The sequence below is a fragment of the Paenibacillus pinistramenti genome, assembly GCF_005869875.1.
GTDB lineage: Bacteria > Bacillota > Bacilli > Paenibacillales > Paenibacillaceae > Fontibacillus > Fontibacillus pinistramenti.
Genome location: NZ_VAWG01000006.1, coordinates 19,962 through 34,753, shown reverse-complemented (window position 1 = coordinate 34,753; position 14,792 = coordinate 19,962). Strand labels below are relative to the sequence as shown.

The following is a 14,792-nucleotide window of genomic DNA, read 5'->3' as shown; positions in this document are numbered from 1 at the left end:
AGTTCAGATTATAGATAAGGAATGGGAGTAATGTGCTTCCATTCCTTATCTATGTTTTGGATTCTTTTGATAAATGTTACATTAAAGGATAGGTTAGGTATAAAATAAACGAATAAGCAGGCATTAATGATATAGTTAGATTAATCGCCTTCGATGGACAGCTAGCTTTCAAATGGTTAAAGGAGAGGTATATGAGAATCTTAATCGTAGACGACAATCCAACTAACTTGATCATCATTCGTGAAATCTTGAAGAAAGAGAACTACCGCAATATCACTTCCGTATCCTCCGCACGTGAAATGCTCCAGGAGCTCCGGGTCGGCGAAGAACCGTCCGCCCAGCAGTTTGCCTCCACCCAGATTGATCTGATTCTGCTTGATATGATGATGCCGGAAATGGATGGGATTGAAGCCTGCCGGATCGTTCAGGAGCATGAGCATTTAAAGGATATTCCGATCATTATGGTTACAGCTGTCGGCGATTCCAAGAAGCTGGCCGAAGCGCTGGATGCCGGAGCGGTTGATTACGTCACTAAGCCGATTAACAAGGTCGAGCTGATGGCGCGTATTCGGCTTGCGCTGCGGCTGAAGCAGGAGAAAGACTGGCATAAGGAAAGAGATCAGCGGATTCAAGAGGAGCTGAAGCTGGCGGCTCTGGTGCAGAATGCCGTCCTGAGCGCCCCTTTGGACGAGGAGCGTTTTGCTATTGAAGCCCTTTATAAGCCTTCCTTTGAGCTGGCCGGTGACTTGTATGCCTGGTATCCGCTGGGCGAAGGACGTTATGGAATCATTTTGCTGGACATGATGGGACATGGCATTTCATCTTCCTTGTTCTGCATGTTCATCGCTTCTGTGCTCAAAGATACGGTCAACACCTATGTCGATCCGGAAAAAGTCATTCAGGAGCTGAACCGGCGCTTCAGCCAGCTGCATATCGAGAAGAGCCTTGTGCAGTATTACTTCACCGCGATCTATATGGTGGTGGATACGAAATTCAAGCGGATCGATTACGTCAATGCGGGACATCCGCCCGGCCTCTTTTTCCATGAAGACGGAACGATTGAGCATTTGACGACGGTCTGCGCTCCGGTTGGGCTGTTCGACAAAATCGAAGTGACGCCGCGGACCTTGTCTTACAAGGGAGAGGGGCATATCGTGCTGTATACGGACGGTCTGCTTGAGGCGGTGGAAGGCGATCAGGATACCCAGCTTGCCTATTTGACCAGCCAGCTTGCAGGCAGTCACCGGATGAACCGGGAGAACATTTCGCGGCTCTTCTTTGACGACAATCTGGAGCAGGAGCGGGATGACGACAAATGCCTGGTTTGGATATCTTTAAAGAAAGGGGAATCTGCCAATGAAAATTAGATCCAAGCTGCTCTTGGGCTTCGGCGCGCTGATGATTATTCTGCTTGCGCTTACTTCTGTCAGCTACGACCGAATGAAATATATGAATGACAAACTGGATCAGGTTTATCACGAACGTTATTTGAAGGTGCGTTATTCAGCCAATATACGGACGTCGGTTAATGAAACTACGAAGGACATGGCCAATCTGCTTCTGGACCCGTCCATTTCGGTCAGCGAGTCCCAGTCTGAGGTCGAACGTTACCTGAAAAATGCGATTCAGTATTTCACTTTACTGAAACAGACGGCACTGGATACAGATGAGCAGACGCTGCTCCAGAAGGCCGAGAACGATTTGAACAGCTATTCCGATTATATTGACAAGCAGTTTGCGATCCTGAACCAGGGCGATTACAACAATGCCAAGGCGTATAAGAATTCGGCAGGCAACCCTTTGCAGAACAGTCTGATTCAAAATCTGATTTCGTTATCGACCTATCAGGATTCGAAGATTGATGTAGAGATCAAGGATGCCAACGAGGCTTACCGGCGCTCGCTGCAAATGTCGGTGGGCGTTATGACGGCAGGTCTGCTGCTGGCTTTGGGAATCATTTTATGGGTGCTTCCAAGTATCACCAAAGGTCTTAATACCGTCTCCATGATGATTACCAGCTTTGGCAAAGGCAAATTCAAAGCGATTCGCCGGATGCGGGTGCTGACAACCGACGAAATTGGGAATGTCGCCAGGGTATTCCAGCAGATGGCGGAAGATTTGGATGCGAAGCAGGAACTGGAGCGGCAGTATACCCAGTCCCAGAAGGATCAGGCGTGGATCAGCTCGAATCTCGCCCGGATTACTGACCTCTTCCACGGCGTTAATTCCCTGGAACAGGTTTCGCAGATGTTTATCAGTGAATTTACACCGCTCCTGGGCGGGACATTCGGAGCGCTTTATATCCGCAGTGAAGGGGATAACCCCAATGAACTGCTTCTGGCAGGCGCCTATGGCATGGATGAAGATTCCCGGCCGCGCAAGACATTCAAGATCGGCGAGGGTCTGGTCGGCCAATGTGCGGCTGACCGGAAGCCGATTGTGCTGAATCAGGTGCCGGAGGGGTATGTATCCATTCGTTCGGCTACAGGGGCCAGCGAGCCGCATGTCGTGATGATTCATCCCGTCCTATTTGAAGATGAGCTGCTGGGCGTGCTGGAAATTGCCAGCCTTGATCATTTTACGTCGCTTGAAGAGCAGCTGCTGGCTGAGCTGCTGAACAATCTGGGAATTATTCTGAACAATATTTCCGGACGCCTGCGCATTGAAGAGCTTCTGCGGGAGTCCCAGGCGCTTACGGAAGAGCTGCAGGTGCAGTCGGAAGAGCTGCAAAGCCAGCAGGAAGAACTGCGCCGCTCCAATGAAAATCTGGAGAAGCAGGCGAGTGCGCTTAGACGCTCCGAGGACCAGCTGCAGCGCCAGCAGGAAGAGCTGGAGCATTTTAATACAGAGCTTGTAGCCAAGACGCGTGCGCTAGAAGAACAGGTGCATGAAGTCGAAGAGAAGAACCAGGAGATTGAGAAGACGAAGAACCAGCTTGAAGAACAGGCCATGCAGCTGACTCTTGCGAGCAAGTACAAATCGGAGTTCCTGGCCAATATGTCGCATGAGCTGCGGACTCCATTGAACAGCCTGCTGATTCTGTCGCAGCTGCTCTCCGAGAATAAGGATCAGAACCTGACCGATAAACAGATCGAGTATGCACAGACGATCTATATGTCGGGCTCGGATCTGCTGAAGATGATCGACGAAATCCTGGATCTGTCCAAGGTGGATGCCGGCAAGATGGAGATCAACCGCGAGCTGGTCAGCCTGCAGGAGCTGGAGAAATTCGTCATTCAGAATTTCGGGCCTGTAGCCCAGAAGAAGCAGGTTGCCCTTGAGGTGAATATTGCTCCGGGTCTGCCGGAACGAGTAATGTCGGACGGGCACCGGCTGAAGCAGATTTTGCGGAATCTGCTGTCTAATGCATTCAAGTTCACCAATGAAGGTTCAGTCAGCTTCACGATTGCTGAAGCGGACAAGCGTGAGCTTCCGGCTTATCTGGATTCATCGGCGGACTACCTGGCTCTTTCGGTCAAAGATACAGGTATCGGAATTCCGCAGGACAAGACCGATCTGATCTTTGAAGCGTTCCAGCAGGTAGACGGTACAACCAGCCGGCAGTATGGCGGCACCGGCCTGGGCTTGTCCATCAGCCGGGGGCTTGCAGGCCTTCTCGGCGGAGGAATCGGACTCCAGACGGCAGTGGGCAAAGGCAGCGCCTTTACCATGTATCTGCCGAAGACGGTGGATGACGGGAAGCCGAAGCTTAGCGAGACCTACGCGGAGGCTGCGGCGGCCAACGAAGAGCCGGCCCAGCTGCTGGCAGTGAGCTCTCCGCCTGCTGCCGTGAAGCAGGCGCCGCCTGTACTGGTGCAGCAGCCGATTGATGATGACCGGGAGCAGATCGGCCCTAAGGACCGGGTGCTGCTGGTCATCGAGGACGACGTGCATTTTGCCAAAATCTTGGTCGATATGGCCAGAAACTATGGCTATAAAGTATTAACAGCGATGCAGGGGGATGTCGGCCTGCACATGGCCCGCAGCTATCTGCCTGACGCGATTATTCTGGATATTCAGCTGCCGGTTATGGACGGCTGGTCCATTCTGAACGAGCTGAAGGGCAGTGCGGAGACCCGCCACATACCGGTTCATGTCATTTCGGTTGCGGACGATGTCAAGCACGGCCTCATGATGGGGGCGATTGCGTTCCTCAAGAAGCCGTCAAGCCGGGAAGACCTGGAGGATGCTTTCTCTCATATCGAGACTTATATGGAGAAGAGCCTCAAGCATCTTCTGGTCGTCGAGGACGACGAAATACAGCGGCGGGCGATCATTGAGCTGATTGGCCACGATGATGTAGTAATCAAGGCTGTATCAACCGGCAGGGAAGCGCTTGAGGAGCTGCGCAGCCAGCATTACGACTGCATGGTGCTGGATCTGATGCTGACAGATATGACCGGCTTCCATCTGCTGGATCAAATCCGGGACGATGAAGAGCTGAATGATCTGCCGATCATTATTTATACCGGTAAAGAGCTGGACAAGCAGGAAGAGACGCGGCTGCGCAAATATGCCGAATCCATCATCATTAAAGACGTGAAATCACCGGAGCGGCTGCTTGATGAAACAACCCTGTTCCTGCACCGGGTCGAAGCCAACCTGCCGGAAGAGAAACGCCGTATTTTACGCCAGCTGCACAATAAGGAAACGCTGTTCGAAGGCAAGAAGATTCTGCTCGTCGACGATGATGTGCGCAACGTCTTTGCGCTCTCAAGCGTACTGGAAGGCTACCGGATGGAGGTTGTCTTTGCGGAGAACGGACGGGAAGCCATTGAACTGCTTGAAGAGCACCGCGACTTCGACCTCATTCTGATGGACATGATGATGCCGGAAATGGACGGCTATGAGGCGATGCGGCGGATCCGGGCCATGGAGGAGTTTGAGAAGCTTCCAATTATAGCGCTGACCGCCAAAGCGATGAAGGAAGACCGTGTCAAATGTATCGAAGCAGGGGCGTCTGATTACATGAAGAAACCGATCCAAACCGATCAATTGCTGTCCTTGATGCGGGTCTGGCTGTATTCGTAAGGCTGGAATGAGGGTAATAAATGTTAATGGATGAAGATTAATAAAGATTAATGCAGGTTAATGCAGGTTAAGGATAAGAATAGGCAAGTTTAAGAGGGAATTGAGGTTAACGATAAGATGACATCCAAAGATCCCAGCATTGAAGATTTGGAATTAGCGTTCTCAGATACAGCGGAAATGGATGAACGCGAGGAAATAGAGATCAAGCTGCTGCTGGAGGGCGTACACCGTTTGTACGGCTATGATTTTCGGAACTATGCGGTTCCCTCTCTAAAGAGAAGAATATGGCATTCCGTTCACAGCGAGAATCTCCGTACAATTTCCGGGCTGCAGGAGAAAGTCCTCCACGACCGGGATACGTTCGACCGGCTGGTTCACAACCTGTCGATACCCGTAACGGAGATGTTCAGGGACCCTTCCCTGTTCAAGACCTTCCGCGAGAAGGTGATTCCGATCCTGCGGACCTATCCGTATATCCGGATTTGGCATGCAGGCTGTTCTACAGGTGAAGAGGTTTATTCGATGGCCATTATGCTGCATGAGGAAGGCCTGTATGACAAGGCCCGAATTTACGCCACGGATATGAATGCAAGGTCGCTTGAGCAGGCTAAGGAAGGGATTTACGGCATTCAGAAGATGAAGCTGTATACCAAAAATTATATCGAAGCGGGAGGCACGCACTCCTTCTCCGAATACTATACGGCCCGATACAACTCGGTGAAGTTTCATCCGTTTCTTCAGAAAAATATGATTTTTGCCGAGCATAATCTGGCGACAGACCGGTCATTTAATGAATTTAACGTCATTTTTTGCCGGAATGTCATGATTTATTTTAACGAAACACTTAGAAACCGGGTGCACGAGCTGTTCTATGAAAGCTTAAGCCGTTTCGGCGTGCTGGTTCTGGGGTCAAAGGAATCGATTCATTTCACAGACTATTCGAATTGCTTTGAACCGCTTGACCGGGTAGAGAAGATTTACCGCAAAATCAAATGATTTCTAAGGACGGCAAGGATGGCGCAGGACGATGTTCGGCAATTCGTTTCTGCCTAATCTGCGGGAGGGTGCCGGCTTTGGTTAGGAGGATCACATGGGGGTAGAAGAACCAATTCACATACTGCTTGTAGATGACCATCCGGAGAATTTGCTTGCACTGGAAGCCGTACTTGACAGCGAAGAATATCATCTTGTGAAAGCAACCTCCGGAGAAGAGGCGCTTCGATGTCTATTAAAGGACGAGTTTGCCGTTATCGTGCTGGATGTGCAGATGCCGGGAATGGACGGTATTGAAACGGCCAAGCTGATCAAGGCGAGAGACAAAACAAAGGATATTCCTATTATTTTTATATCGGCCAACAGCAAACAGGCGGAGCATCTCTTCGCCGGTTATTCGGCCGGAGCGATCGACTACATGGTCAAACCGTTCATCCCGCAGATCCTGAAGTCCAAAATAGACGGTTTCGTCAGTATGTTCAAAACCAATCAGAAGCTCAAGTCCCAAACCATGCTGCTTCATCAGAAGACAAAGGAACTGGTGCAAATCAACCGCGAGCTGGTGGAAGCGAAGGAAGCGGCTGAGATTGCCGCCAAAGCGAAGACGGAGTTCCTGGCCATGATGAGTCATGAGATCCGCACTCCCATGAATGGAGTCATCGGAATGATCGACCTGCTGATGGAGACGGATTTAAGGGAAGAGCAGAAGGAATACACGGAGATTATACGCAACAGCGCCGATACGTTAATTTCTGTCATTAATGATATTTTAGACTTTACTAAAATGGAATCTGGTAAAATGGAGTTAGAAGAAAGCCCCTTCGAGCTCCGCTCTACGGTTCAGGAGGTCTTTAACCTGTTCTCGGTAGAGGCCGGGCGCAAGCAGCTTGAACTGGTTTATTTCATTGAAGACAGCCTCCCGTGTGTGCTGTATGGCGACCGGGGAAGGCTGAGACAGGTTCTGATCAACCTGATATCCAATGCGGTGAAATTTACCGATCAGGGCGGCATATACGTCGTAGTGCTGCCCAAGGAAGAGAGAAATGGAGATATTACGCTGGAATTCACAGTCAAGGATACGGGAATAGGGATTGCGCCGGAGAAGCGCGAGCGGCTGTTCGAGCCGTTCTCTCAGCTGGATTCCTCGATGTCACGCAAGTACGGCGGTACGGGGCTTGGCCTTGCGATCTGCCGGACGCTTGTGCAGATGATGGGCGGAAATATTACCGCCGAGTCTGCCGAAGACCGGGGAGCCACCTTCTCCTTCAGCATTGTCACCAGAAGATGTGAAGATGAACTGGAATTGTACAAGCTGGAGAATGAAGTTGGGCTGAAGCAGCAGCCTGTTCTTGTCAAAGAGCGCGTCCTGGTTGTCGACGACCACCCGATCAACCAGAAGCTGATGAGCGGCCTGCTCGCCAAGCTGGGTTATCAGACGGATGTTTCGGAGAACGGCCGGGAAGCCGTAGAGATGGCCGCTCACTATAATTACTCTTATATCTTTATGGATCTGCAGATGCCTGTCATGGACGGGCTCGAAGCGACCAGACAGATTCGCGCCGGCAGCGGGAAGAGAAGGCCGCCGTTTATTTTTGCAATGACGGCTAATGTCATGGAAGGCATCAGGGCGCGCTGCCTGGAGGCCGGTATGGATGACTATATCAGCAAGCCGGTTAATCTCGGTGCGGTCAAAGCTATTTTGGCCAAATACAAACACGGCTCCCTGGCAGCTTCCGAACCGCAGGCGAGGCCGGTGGAACTAAATGGATAATCGATTTTTGTTTCAGAGCGGGTTATAGAAGGGTATTAACTAAAGAAACCAAATATCGGGAGAGATTGTCTATGAATACAAATAAAAACGAGAAATTTTCAGCCACTACCGAAATGGATAACGGAACTTGCACGGTATTTCTGCAGGGAGAACTGGATTTGTCCGTTGCTCCCGAGTTTCGCCAGATTATGGAGCCCTTGGTTGAGAACAGCGAGCAGGATCTTGTCCTTAACCTGAAACATTTAAAATACATTGACAGCACAGGAATCGGGATTCTGCTGTCTATCCTTAAAGTGAGACATGGAATGAACGCCCAGTTTTATGTCCGTGAAGTGCCGGCGCAGATTCAAAAATTGTTTGATATGACCGGGATTGCGAAGTTCTTTGCCTCACAAGAGAATTCCCAATAAGGAAAGGATCGAAGATAGGATGAAAGAAGAAGTTCAACAAGTACAGTTAAATTTGCCGGCTACTGCAGATTATGTGGATATCGTCAGACTGAATCTTTATGGAATTGCCTCCAAAATGGGCTTCTCCTATGAAGATATTGAAGACATGAAGGTGGCCGTTTCGGAGGCTTGCAACAATTCTGTCCTGTACGCTTATAACCATGAAGACGGAATGGTTGAAGTGACGTTTGGCATTCATCCGGAAGAGCTGGTTATTACGGTGAAGGATAACGGGGAAAGCTTTGATTCCTATAAAGGCGACGAGGCTGCCACTCTTCATGATAAGGAATTGGGAGAAGCGCAAATCGGGGGACTTGGTTTTTATCTGATGCAGGCACTGATGGATGAGGTCAGCGTTATTAATGAAGCTGGTAAAGGAACCAAGGTGGTTCTGACCCGTAAACTCACTCGAAGCGAGGAAAGAGTATGACGGACAAGCTGACTCCCCCCGACGCTTTGAACGAGTCAACGGGATTGATATGGGAATACCAGCAGACCAAAGATAATGAAATTGCTACAGTGCTGATCAAGAAATACGAGCCTATGGTAAAAATGGCTGCTGGCAAAATTGCCCGCAATCGTCCCGATTTATATGAAGATCTGTACCAGGTAGGACAGATGGCGCTAATCAGACTGCTGCAGCAGTATGATATTGAGATGGGTATTCCGTTCGAGCCTTACGCGATGAAGAGTATGATTGGACATATGAAAAATTTCCTGCGGGACAAGTCCTGGTACATTCAGGTTCCCCGCCGGATCAAAGAGAAAGGCGCATTGGTCCAGCAGGCGATTGACGAGCTTACAGTGAAGCTGGAAAGATCGCCCGATGTGAAGGAAATTGCAGCATTTCTGGAGCTGTCGGTGGAAGAAACGGTTGAAGTGCTGGCGGGGCGGGAATGTTATCATTACGTGTCCCTCGACTCTCCGCTTTCTCAGGATGAGAGTGCGGCTACGCTTGGTGAATTGATTAGCCACGATGCGAATGACTATGATGCCGTCGAGAAAAGAATGGATCTTCAGCAGGCCATGAGCCAGCTTAAGGAACAGGAGCAGAAGGTGCTGCTGCTTGCCTTCCAGGAAGGACAATCCCAGAGAGCGATTGCCCAGAAGCTGGGGGTTTCGCAGATGAGCGTCTCGCGGATCCAGAAGAGAGCGACGGAGAAGCTGAAGCAAATTATGTCGAACTCCGGTTTGTAATCGCTATGGGACAATGGAATCATACCTCAACATAAAGACACGTCATGATGATTGAGATCATGACGTGTCTTTTTAAAAAAAACGGATTGGTAATAGGAGAATATAAGAATGGACCAGGGATTAGGCAGGGAACGGATTTGGCGGATGCAGGCAGGCTGGACTTGGACGGATCTGCAGATGGAGGATTGGAACGCTCCGGAGCTGAAGCGTCTGCTCGATGAGACTCCCCTTACAGAGGAATGGATAAAAGGAACTGCGGACATGCATACAAATTATTTGTCCGTCAGATTTCCGGAGGGCCAGCATCCGATTATTTTTGGCGTGATGCCTTATTCGTTGAAGCCCGATGTCAATTCCGAGAGGGAATGTGAGCATTTTCTCTTCTTCGTCAGCCAGACGGAATTGATTACGGTCAATTTGGATGAGAAAACCCGCTTTATTCTGAATTCAAGAGAAAGGATCAATATGTTCCTGGACTGCAAGCAGCCGGTCGACGGTCTGTTTGTGCTGGCGCGGACCATCCTCCATTATTTTCATGAAGGGATGGACAAATTCGAAATCAACCTGCGCAAGGTTGAGGAGGTAATGAGGGAGCATAACGAGAAGAACCTGATGGACCGCATCCTGGATTCCAGGTTTGAGCTGCTCTACTGGAGCAACCTGTTTATTCCCTATCTGGAGTTAATAACGGCTGCGCGCGAAGCCTATTTGGACGAGCTGGATAAGAGCATTTCTTTTAAGCGTTTCTATTACCGGGCTGAGCGGATGGAGACCTTGTTTAACCATTACGAGAAAGAAATCGATACGCTCATTATGATTGACGACGCCGTCTCTGCCTTCAGAGGCAACGATATTATGAAGACACTGACGATTATTACCGCCATATTTACGCCTGCAACCGTAATTGGCGCGATTTGGGGAATGAACTTTGATTACCTGCCCTGGATTAAAGCCGGATCTAACGGTTTTGTGCTGATTACGCTGATTATTCTGCTAAGCACGGGAGGCCTCTACGTGTGGATGTGGATGAAGGGCTGGACAGGGGATTTGCTGAGGGTTCGGCGGAAAAATTCTAATTTATAACGTTATAGCGTTTAAATCCAGCTATAACAACTATAAAGCCTAAGCTTGCCGCTTAGGCTTTATTTGAATGGGAGCATGGTTATTGCTCCGGGTCATTCATCAGACCCCGTTCTTCATCCTGGCTGTTCGTCTTCATTTGATCCATATCTTCGCCAAGCTGCTTCAGGTCCTCCATGTCATTGACCATGGAACCGTTTTGGGCTTGCTCCAAATCCTTATGCTTCGGGAACTCGCCTTCCCGTGCATCCTCGATCTGTTTCTCCACATACTGCTGCTGTTCGCTCTCCGGATTGACGTGCGGCATAGGAACGCCTCCTTTAATTATAGGTGGTCAGGCTTCTTAGAGGGGTAATGCTGCAGATAGAATTACTATTGCTGCTTATAGGCGTTAATATACTCCTGAAGCTGGCCAATGTATTTACCGATTAATGGAAGATCTACGAAAGCACTGATCATCCAGCCGAGCAGGGCCAGAACAACAGCGGTTCCGACTGTCAGCCCAAGCCCGCGGGATAAACCGGCTGTAAAGTTGGTAATGATCCGCTTCTTCGGGCTGGTATAGTTCTCGATGATGTCTTTGAAGTCGGATTTCTCCAGCGCTGTCGCGATATCATCAAGCCGGGTATTTAGACGTTTGACTTCATGTCTGAGTTCAAAAGGGTGATCTTTCGTGTCGTAAATTTTCGCCATCAGGCTCCCTCACTTTCCTCTGTGCGTTATTTCCCGCTGGAAATAAAGAGCCAGCCGTAATTACAGCTGGCCATATATAAAGGGCTATCAAGTCAAGTATGCTGTTTAGTGAGCTACAGCAGATTGGGCTTTATTGTTAACGTCCTTGGCCGCATCCTTCGAGGTGTCTTTAACGTCTTCAGCACCTTCAGATGCTTTATCCTTCACATTTTTGGCCATATCGGCTTCGGCGTCCATCACATCGGAAGCGCCTTTCTTCACTTCTTCCGCTACACCGGTGGAAGCTTCCTTCACGCTGCTCATTACGGAGCTGGCGCTGTCGCCAAGGGTTTTGACCAGCGAACCGGCTTTCTCGCTTACGCTTGAATAAAGAGTTGACGCCTTGTCGGTAACCGTCGAGCACATATCCTTGGATTTGTCAGCCGCCTTGCTCATTTTGTCAGCCAAATCGCTGCGCATCTCACGGCCTGGCTTTGGAGCGAAGAGAAGTGCGGCAGCCGCCCCAACCAAGGCTCCAACAAATGCACCCTTCACGAAAGTTGAACCGCTTTGTGCCGGATATTCTTTTTCTGCGTTATTCATATCGAATCACTCCTTATCTTATTATCCTTATCAGTTCAAGCTGTGCTTACTTCGTATATAAACGGGATGCCGGTTCATGAATCAATGGGGGACAGGCGGATCGGCAGTGAAAGTTTTCCTGAATTGGTTTGATTAAGGGGCCGGGGGGCGGGGTATTAAATAGACAATTATAGCGTCCATTTCCTATATATATTGAGGAAAATCGCGGAGGAGTGTTGGATATGATCAAGAAGCAAACAGCAGCTGAACGCCATACCTCACATTCGGGATCTATTCACGGGGAATACAGCTTCTCTTTTTCTGAATATGAAGATGCCGGGAATGAACATTTCGGCTGTATGCTGGTTCACAACGATTATACGCTGATGGCCCAGCATTACGGGAAGGACTGGCCTAACCACGATCTGGAGATCATTACAATGGTGATAGAAGGCAAGCTCCGTTATACGGACAGCTTGGGAAATGCGATAGATCTGCCGGAAGGAAGCGTTCATGTTCTGACGAGCGGGACGGGAGTCACGCATTCGGAGTCTAACCCGTCTGACAAGGCGCAGACCCGCTACCTGCAGTTCTGGTTCCTGCCTGCCCGGAAAGGGGCGGAGCCTAGGCAGAAGAGTATAACGGTGTGGGAGGATCAGCGGCGAAACCAGCTGTTTCCGGCCGTTTCAGGAAGAGGCGAAGATCCTTATTCGCTTCCGGTTACTCAGGACCTCACGCTGTATGTTTCGAAGCTAGAGACGGACAAGGAGCTTGAACTCCCTGCGCGCAGCCGCCGGACCTATATCTTTGTCACTGCTGGCAACCTTAAGGTGGAGTGCGGGAAAGAGATTCTGGAGCTTAAACAAGGGGATTCTGCCCGAATTCATGAGCCGGCTCCAATCCGGATAATCGGAACAGCCAGTGAAGGCCAGACTGATCTGCTCGTGGTGGATATGCCATGATGGCTGCTTTCTTGGCCGCGAAAAAAAAGAGCTGTCCCGTTTTGGCGGCCTCCTGCCTTGAGCAGAAGCAGCATGCCAAATCCGGGACAGCTTTATTTTGCGATTATTCAAAGTGAATTTGATAGGCCCGTCAAGCTTTGCCGCGCAATTGGCCCAGCTCTGAAGCAATAGCCTCAACTTCCGAGATGCTCATTCGCTCCTTGCTCATCACAATCTCGTACACTTCCTGAATATCCTCATAGCGGTCCACCGAGAAGGCCGATGCCTGCATGGCGGCGCCGGTTGCCATTCTCAGCTTGCTCTTGATTGCCTCAATCATATATTCCACGTTCTCCTGCGTTTTCTGACTCAAATCCATAAGGCACACCCTTTCCCTGAACGGTAATCTTTTCGTATTGTATCATGCCGGGCGAAGGGATACACGTTTTCAATAGTTTTTGTGCTGCGCCGGATTTTTGTGCTCCGATTGAATTTGGGTTACAATCGGAAGCAACCGGAAGCAACCGGAAGCAACAAGAATGAAAGCGATAAAGCAACATTTACAAAGGAGCAGACTGCATGGCTATCAACCGTTATCCAGGGGAACGGGGATTTGCGGCCGCCCCCAGGACCAGGGTAAACGGGGCGGGACTGGAATCCTTTTTCCGCGGGATCGCTGCAAGACACCCTCTGGAAAGCACTCAGTTTATTTGCATCGGTACAGATCGTTCGGCCGGGGATGCCCTTGGCCCCTTAACCGGAAGCAGGCTTGCGCAATATGGAATAAGCTCTGTAATCGGGACGATGCCGGAGCCCTGCGATGCAGATACGCTTGCGTCCAGGCTGCTTGAGCTTCGCGACGACCGGATCGTCATAGCCGTCGATGCCTGTTTGGGTTCCGAGCTTTCTGTCGGGGCCTATCTGGCGGCGCATGGCCCGCTCCAGCCTGCAGAGTCAGTCGGGCTTAGATTTCCTCCGGTCGGGGATTACAGCATTGCAGCCGTAGTGAACCGGAAAGGGCCAAAGCCTTATCAGTCTCTTCAGACCGCTTCGCTTCACTTGGTGATGACGATGGCGGATGAAATTGCCGCAGCTGCGGCAGCGGGATTCGGACTTAAATAATTCCAAAAATTCCGAAAGCGTTTCAGACAGCAAGCAATTGGCTTAATAATAGTCAAATGTTTGATTTTTAGGAAAGAAGGTTGGAATCATGGAGAAAGCATTGGTTAATGGTATAAATATCGCTTATGAGGACCGCGGGGAAGGGGAAGTCATCGTGCTGCTGCACGGCTTCTGCGGGAGCTCGATGTACTGGGATTCGATTATTCCGGAGCTGAGCAAGCATTACCGCTGTCTGGCGCCTGATCTTCGCGGCCATGGTTCCAGCGACGCGCCTTTGGGAGCTTACACCATTGAACAAATGGCGGAGGACATTAAAGAGCTCCTGAATGTACTGGGCATTGAATCATGCACGCTGCTCGGGCACTCGATGGGCGGTTATGTCACTTTGGCTTTTGCCCGGCAGTATCCAGCCAAGCTGGACGGTTTTGGCCTTATTCATTCCACAGCCTATGCCGACAGCGAGGAAGCCAAGGAGAACCGGCTGAAGGCGGCCGCGGCCGCGCAGTCCGGAATTACTACCTTTATCGACGGTCTGGTACCGGGACTGTTTGCGGAAGAGCATGTAGAGAGCATGCCAGATGCGGTAAATGCAGTCCGCGAAATCGGCTACCGCACGCCTCCTCAGGGAGCGTCAGGGGCAGCAATGGCCATGCGCGAGCGGGCCGACCGCCGTGACGTGCTGTCCGCAACCCCGCTGCCCGTGCTGCTTGTCGCAGGCGAGAAGGACCGGGTGGTGCCGCTTGAGCGTACATTTACAGCGGATGGCAGCAATGTAACCAAATGCGTCCTCAAAGGGGCCGGACACATGAGCATGTACGAAGCGCCTGAGCAGCTTCTGGCGGTGGTGGAGGATTTTTCCCGCAGCATTTATGATAAGAAATAGACAGAATCAGCTTCATACAAATTTCAGGACAGGTTCTGCTTGTGGGCAGGCCTGTCTTTTTGCGGATGGCA

Annotated in this window: 15 protein-coding genes; 11 read left to right on the top strand and 4 right to left on the bottom strand. The window is 50.4% G+C overall.

Translation table 11 applies throughout. The features are described 5' to 3' along the window. The first annotated feature begins 191 nt into the window (after window positions 1-191). The 8 genes from FCN15_RS09450 (at window position 192) to FCN15_RS09415 (ending at window position 10,524) form a co-directional block, all read left to right on the top strand. Window positions 192-1,367, top strand: a complete 1,176-nt coding sequence (locus tag FCN15_RS09450; RefSeq protein ID WP_138494769.1) for a PP2C family protein-serine/threonine phosphatase — start codon at window positions 192-194, stop codon at window positions 1,365-1,367. Continuing rightward, complete coding sequence (locus FCN15_RS09445) at window positions 1,357-5,031, top strand: response regulator (protein WP_138494768.1); 3,675 nt, start codon at window positions 1,357-1,359, stop codon at window positions 5,029-5,031. The genes FCN15_RS09450 and FCN15_RS09445 overlap by 11 nt, the downstream gene beginning before the upstream one ends. 117 nt (window positions 5,032-5,148) lie before the next feature. Beyond that, window positions 5,149-6,027, top strand: a complete 879-nt coding sequence (locus FCN15_RS09440; protein ID WP_138494767.1) for a CheR family methyltransferase — start codon at window positions 5,149-5,151, stop codon at window positions 6,025-6,027. Window positions 6,028-6,121: 94 nt separating this feature from the next. Further along, window positions 6,122-7,795, top strand: a complete 1,674-nt coding sequence (locus FCN15_RS09435; RefSeq protein WP_138494766.1) for a response regulator — start codon at window positions 6,122-6,124, stop codon at window positions 7,793-7,795. Window positions 7,796-7,866: 71 nt separating this feature from the next. Further along, entirely contained in the window at window positions 7,867-8,205 is a 339-nt protein-coding gene (locus FCN15_RS09430; protein ID WP_138494765.1) for an STAS domain-containing protein, read from the top strand. Between the two features lie 19 nt (window positions 8,206-8,224). After that, the gene (gene rsbW / locus FCN15_RS09425) at window positions 8,225-8,674 is read left to right on the top strand and encodes an anti-sigma B factor RsbW (RefSeq protein WP_138494764.1); all 450 of its coding nucleotides are present in this window, start codon (window positions 8,225-8,227) and stop codon (window positions 8,672-8,674) included. Beyond that, window positions 8,671-9,441 carry a sigma-70 family RNA polymerase sigma factor gene (locus FCN15_RS09420; RefSeq protein ID WP_138494763.1) on the top strand — a complete coding sequence of 257 codons (771 nt, stop codon included), beginning with the start codon at window positions 8,671-8,673 and terminating at the stop codon, window positions 9,439-9,441. The genes rsbW and FCN15_RS09420 overlap by 4 nt, the downstream gene beginning before the upstream one ends. Window positions 9,442-9,549: 108 nt before the next feature. After that, window positions 9,550-10,524, top strand: a complete 975-nt coding sequence (locus FCN15_RS09415; RefSeq protein WP_138494762.1) for a magnesium transporter CorA family protein — start codon at window positions 9,550-9,552, stop codon at window positions 10,522-10,524. 79 nt (window positions 10,525-10,603) lie between these two features. Here FCN15_RS09415 and FCN15_RS09410 read toward each other — a convergent pair whose 3' ends face one another. From FCN15_RS09410 to FCN15_RS09400, 3 genes are all read right to left on the bottom strand, one after another. Further along, window positions 10,604-10,828 carry a hypothetical protein gene (locus tag FCN15_RS09410; RefSeq protein ID WP_138494761.1) on the bottom strand — a complete coding sequence of 75 codons (225 nt, stop codon included), beginning with the start codon at window positions 10,826-10,828 and terminating at the stop codon, window positions 10,604-10,606. A 65-nt stretch (window positions 10,829-10,893) separates the two neighbouring features. Beyond that, a complete protein-coding gene (locus tag FCN15_RS09405) occupies window positions 10,894-11,214 on the bottom strand; it encodes a DUF5665 domain-containing protein (RefSeq protein ID WP_138494760.1) in 321 nt (106 codons plus the stop codon). A 105-nt stretch (window positions 11,215-11,319) separates the two neighbouring features. After that, entirely contained in the window at window positions 11,320-11,796 is a 477-nt protein-coding gene (locus FCN15_RS09400) for a YtxH domain-containing protein (protein ID WP_138494759.1), read from the bottom strand. A 221-nt stretch (window positions 11,797-12,017) separates the two neighbouring features. Between FCN15_RS09400 and FCN15_RS09395 the strand changes: the two genes are divergently transcribed. Beyond that, a complete protein-coding gene (locus FCN15_RS09395; RefSeq protein ID WP_138494758.1) occupies window positions 12,018-12,737 on the top strand; it encodes a pirin family protein in 720 nt (239 codons plus the stop codon). Window positions 12,738-12,867: 130 nt separating this feature from the next. On the opposite strand, the gene FCN15_RS09390 is transcribed toward FCN15_RS09395, so the two are convergent. After that, window positions 12,868-13,095, bottom strand: coding sequence for a DUF1128 domain-containing protein (locus FCN15_RS09390; RefSeq protein ID WP_138494757.1), 228 nt, complete (start codon window positions 13,093-13,095; stop codon window positions 12,868-12,870). A 200-nt stretch (window positions 13,096-13,295) separates the two neighbouring features. Here FCN15_RS09390 and yyaC point away from each other — a divergent pair, with 200 nt between their 5' ends. Continuing rightward, the gene (gene yyaC / locus FCN15_RS09385; RefSeq protein WP_138494756.1) at window positions 13,296-13,838 is read left to right on the top strand and encodes a spore protease YyaC; all 543 of its coding nucleotides are present in this window, start codon (window positions 13,296-13,298) and stop codon (window positions 13,836-13,838) included. 88 nt (window positions 13,839-13,926) lie between these two features. Next, window positions 13,927-14,721, top strand: coding sequence for an alpha/beta fold hydrolase (locus tag FCN15_RS09380; RefSeq protein ID WP_138494755.1), 795 nt, complete (start codon window positions 13,927-13,929; stop codon window positions 14,719-14,721). Window positions 14,722-14,792: the final 71 nt, after the last annotated feature.

Excerpts from the sequence above, each read along its gene's own strand:
- yyaC (WP_138494756.1), top strand. The coding sequence starts at position 13,296 with ATGGCTATCAACCGTTATCCAGGGGAACGGGGATTTGCGGCCGCCCCC.
- FCN15_RS09445 (WP_138494768.1), top strand. The coding sequence starts at position 1,357 with ATGAAAATTAGATCCAAGCTGCTCTTGGGCTTCGGCGCGCTGATGATT.
- FCN15_RS09435 (WP_138494766.1), top strand. The coding sequence starts at position 6,122 with ATGGGGGTAGAAGAACCAATTCACATACTGCTTGTAGATGACCATCCG.
- FCN15_RS09415 (WP_138494762.1), top strand. The coding sequence starts at position 9,550 with ATGGACCAGGGATTAGGCAGGGAACGGATTTGGCGGATGCAGGCAGGC.
- FCN15_RS09410 (WP_138494761.1), bottom strand. The coding sequence starts at position 10,828 with ATGCCGCACGTCAATCCGGAGAGCGAACAGCAGCAGTATGTGGAGAAA.
- FCN15_RS09430 (WP_138494765.1), top strand. The coding sequence starts at position 7,867 with ATGAATACAAATAAAAACGAGAAATTTTCAGCCACTACCGAAATGGAT.
- FCN15_RS09390 (WP_138494757.1), bottom strand. The coding sequence starts at position 13,095 with ATGGATTTGAGTCAGAAAACGCAGGAGAACGTGGAATATATGATTGAG.
- rsbW (WP_138494764.1), top strand. The coding sequence starts at position 8,225 with ATGAAAGAAGAAGTTCAACAAGTACAGTTAAATTTGCCGGCTACTGCA.
- FCN15_RS09395 (WP_138494758.1), top strand. The coding sequence starts at position 12,018 with ATGATCAAGAAGCAAACAGCAGCTGAACGCCATACCTCACATTCGGGA.
- FCN15_RS09440 (WP_138494767.1), top strand. The coding sequence starts at position 5,149 with ATGACATCCAAAGATCCCAGCATTGAAGATTTGGAATTAGCGTTCTCA.
- FCN15_RS09400 (WP_138494759.1), bottom strand. The coding sequence starts at position 11,796 with ATGAATAACGCAGAAAAAGAATATCCGGCACAAAGCGGTTCAACTTTC.
- FCN15_RS09405 (WP_138494760.1), bottom strand. The coding sequence starts at position 11,214 with ATGGCGAAAATTTACGACACGAAAGATCACCCTTTTGAACTCAGACAT.
- FCN15_RS09380 (WP_138494755.1), top strand. The coding sequence starts at position 13,927 with ATGGAGAAAGCATTGGTTAATGGTATAAATATCGCTTATGAGGACCGC.
- FCN15_RS09420 (WP_138494763.1), top strand. The coding sequence starts at position 8,671 with ATGACGGACAAGCTGACTCCCCCCGACGCTTTGAACGAGTCAACGGGA.
- FCN15_RS09450 (WP_138494769.1), top strand. The coding sequence starts at position 192 with ATGAGAATCTTAATCGTAGACGACAATCCAACTAACTTGATCATCATT.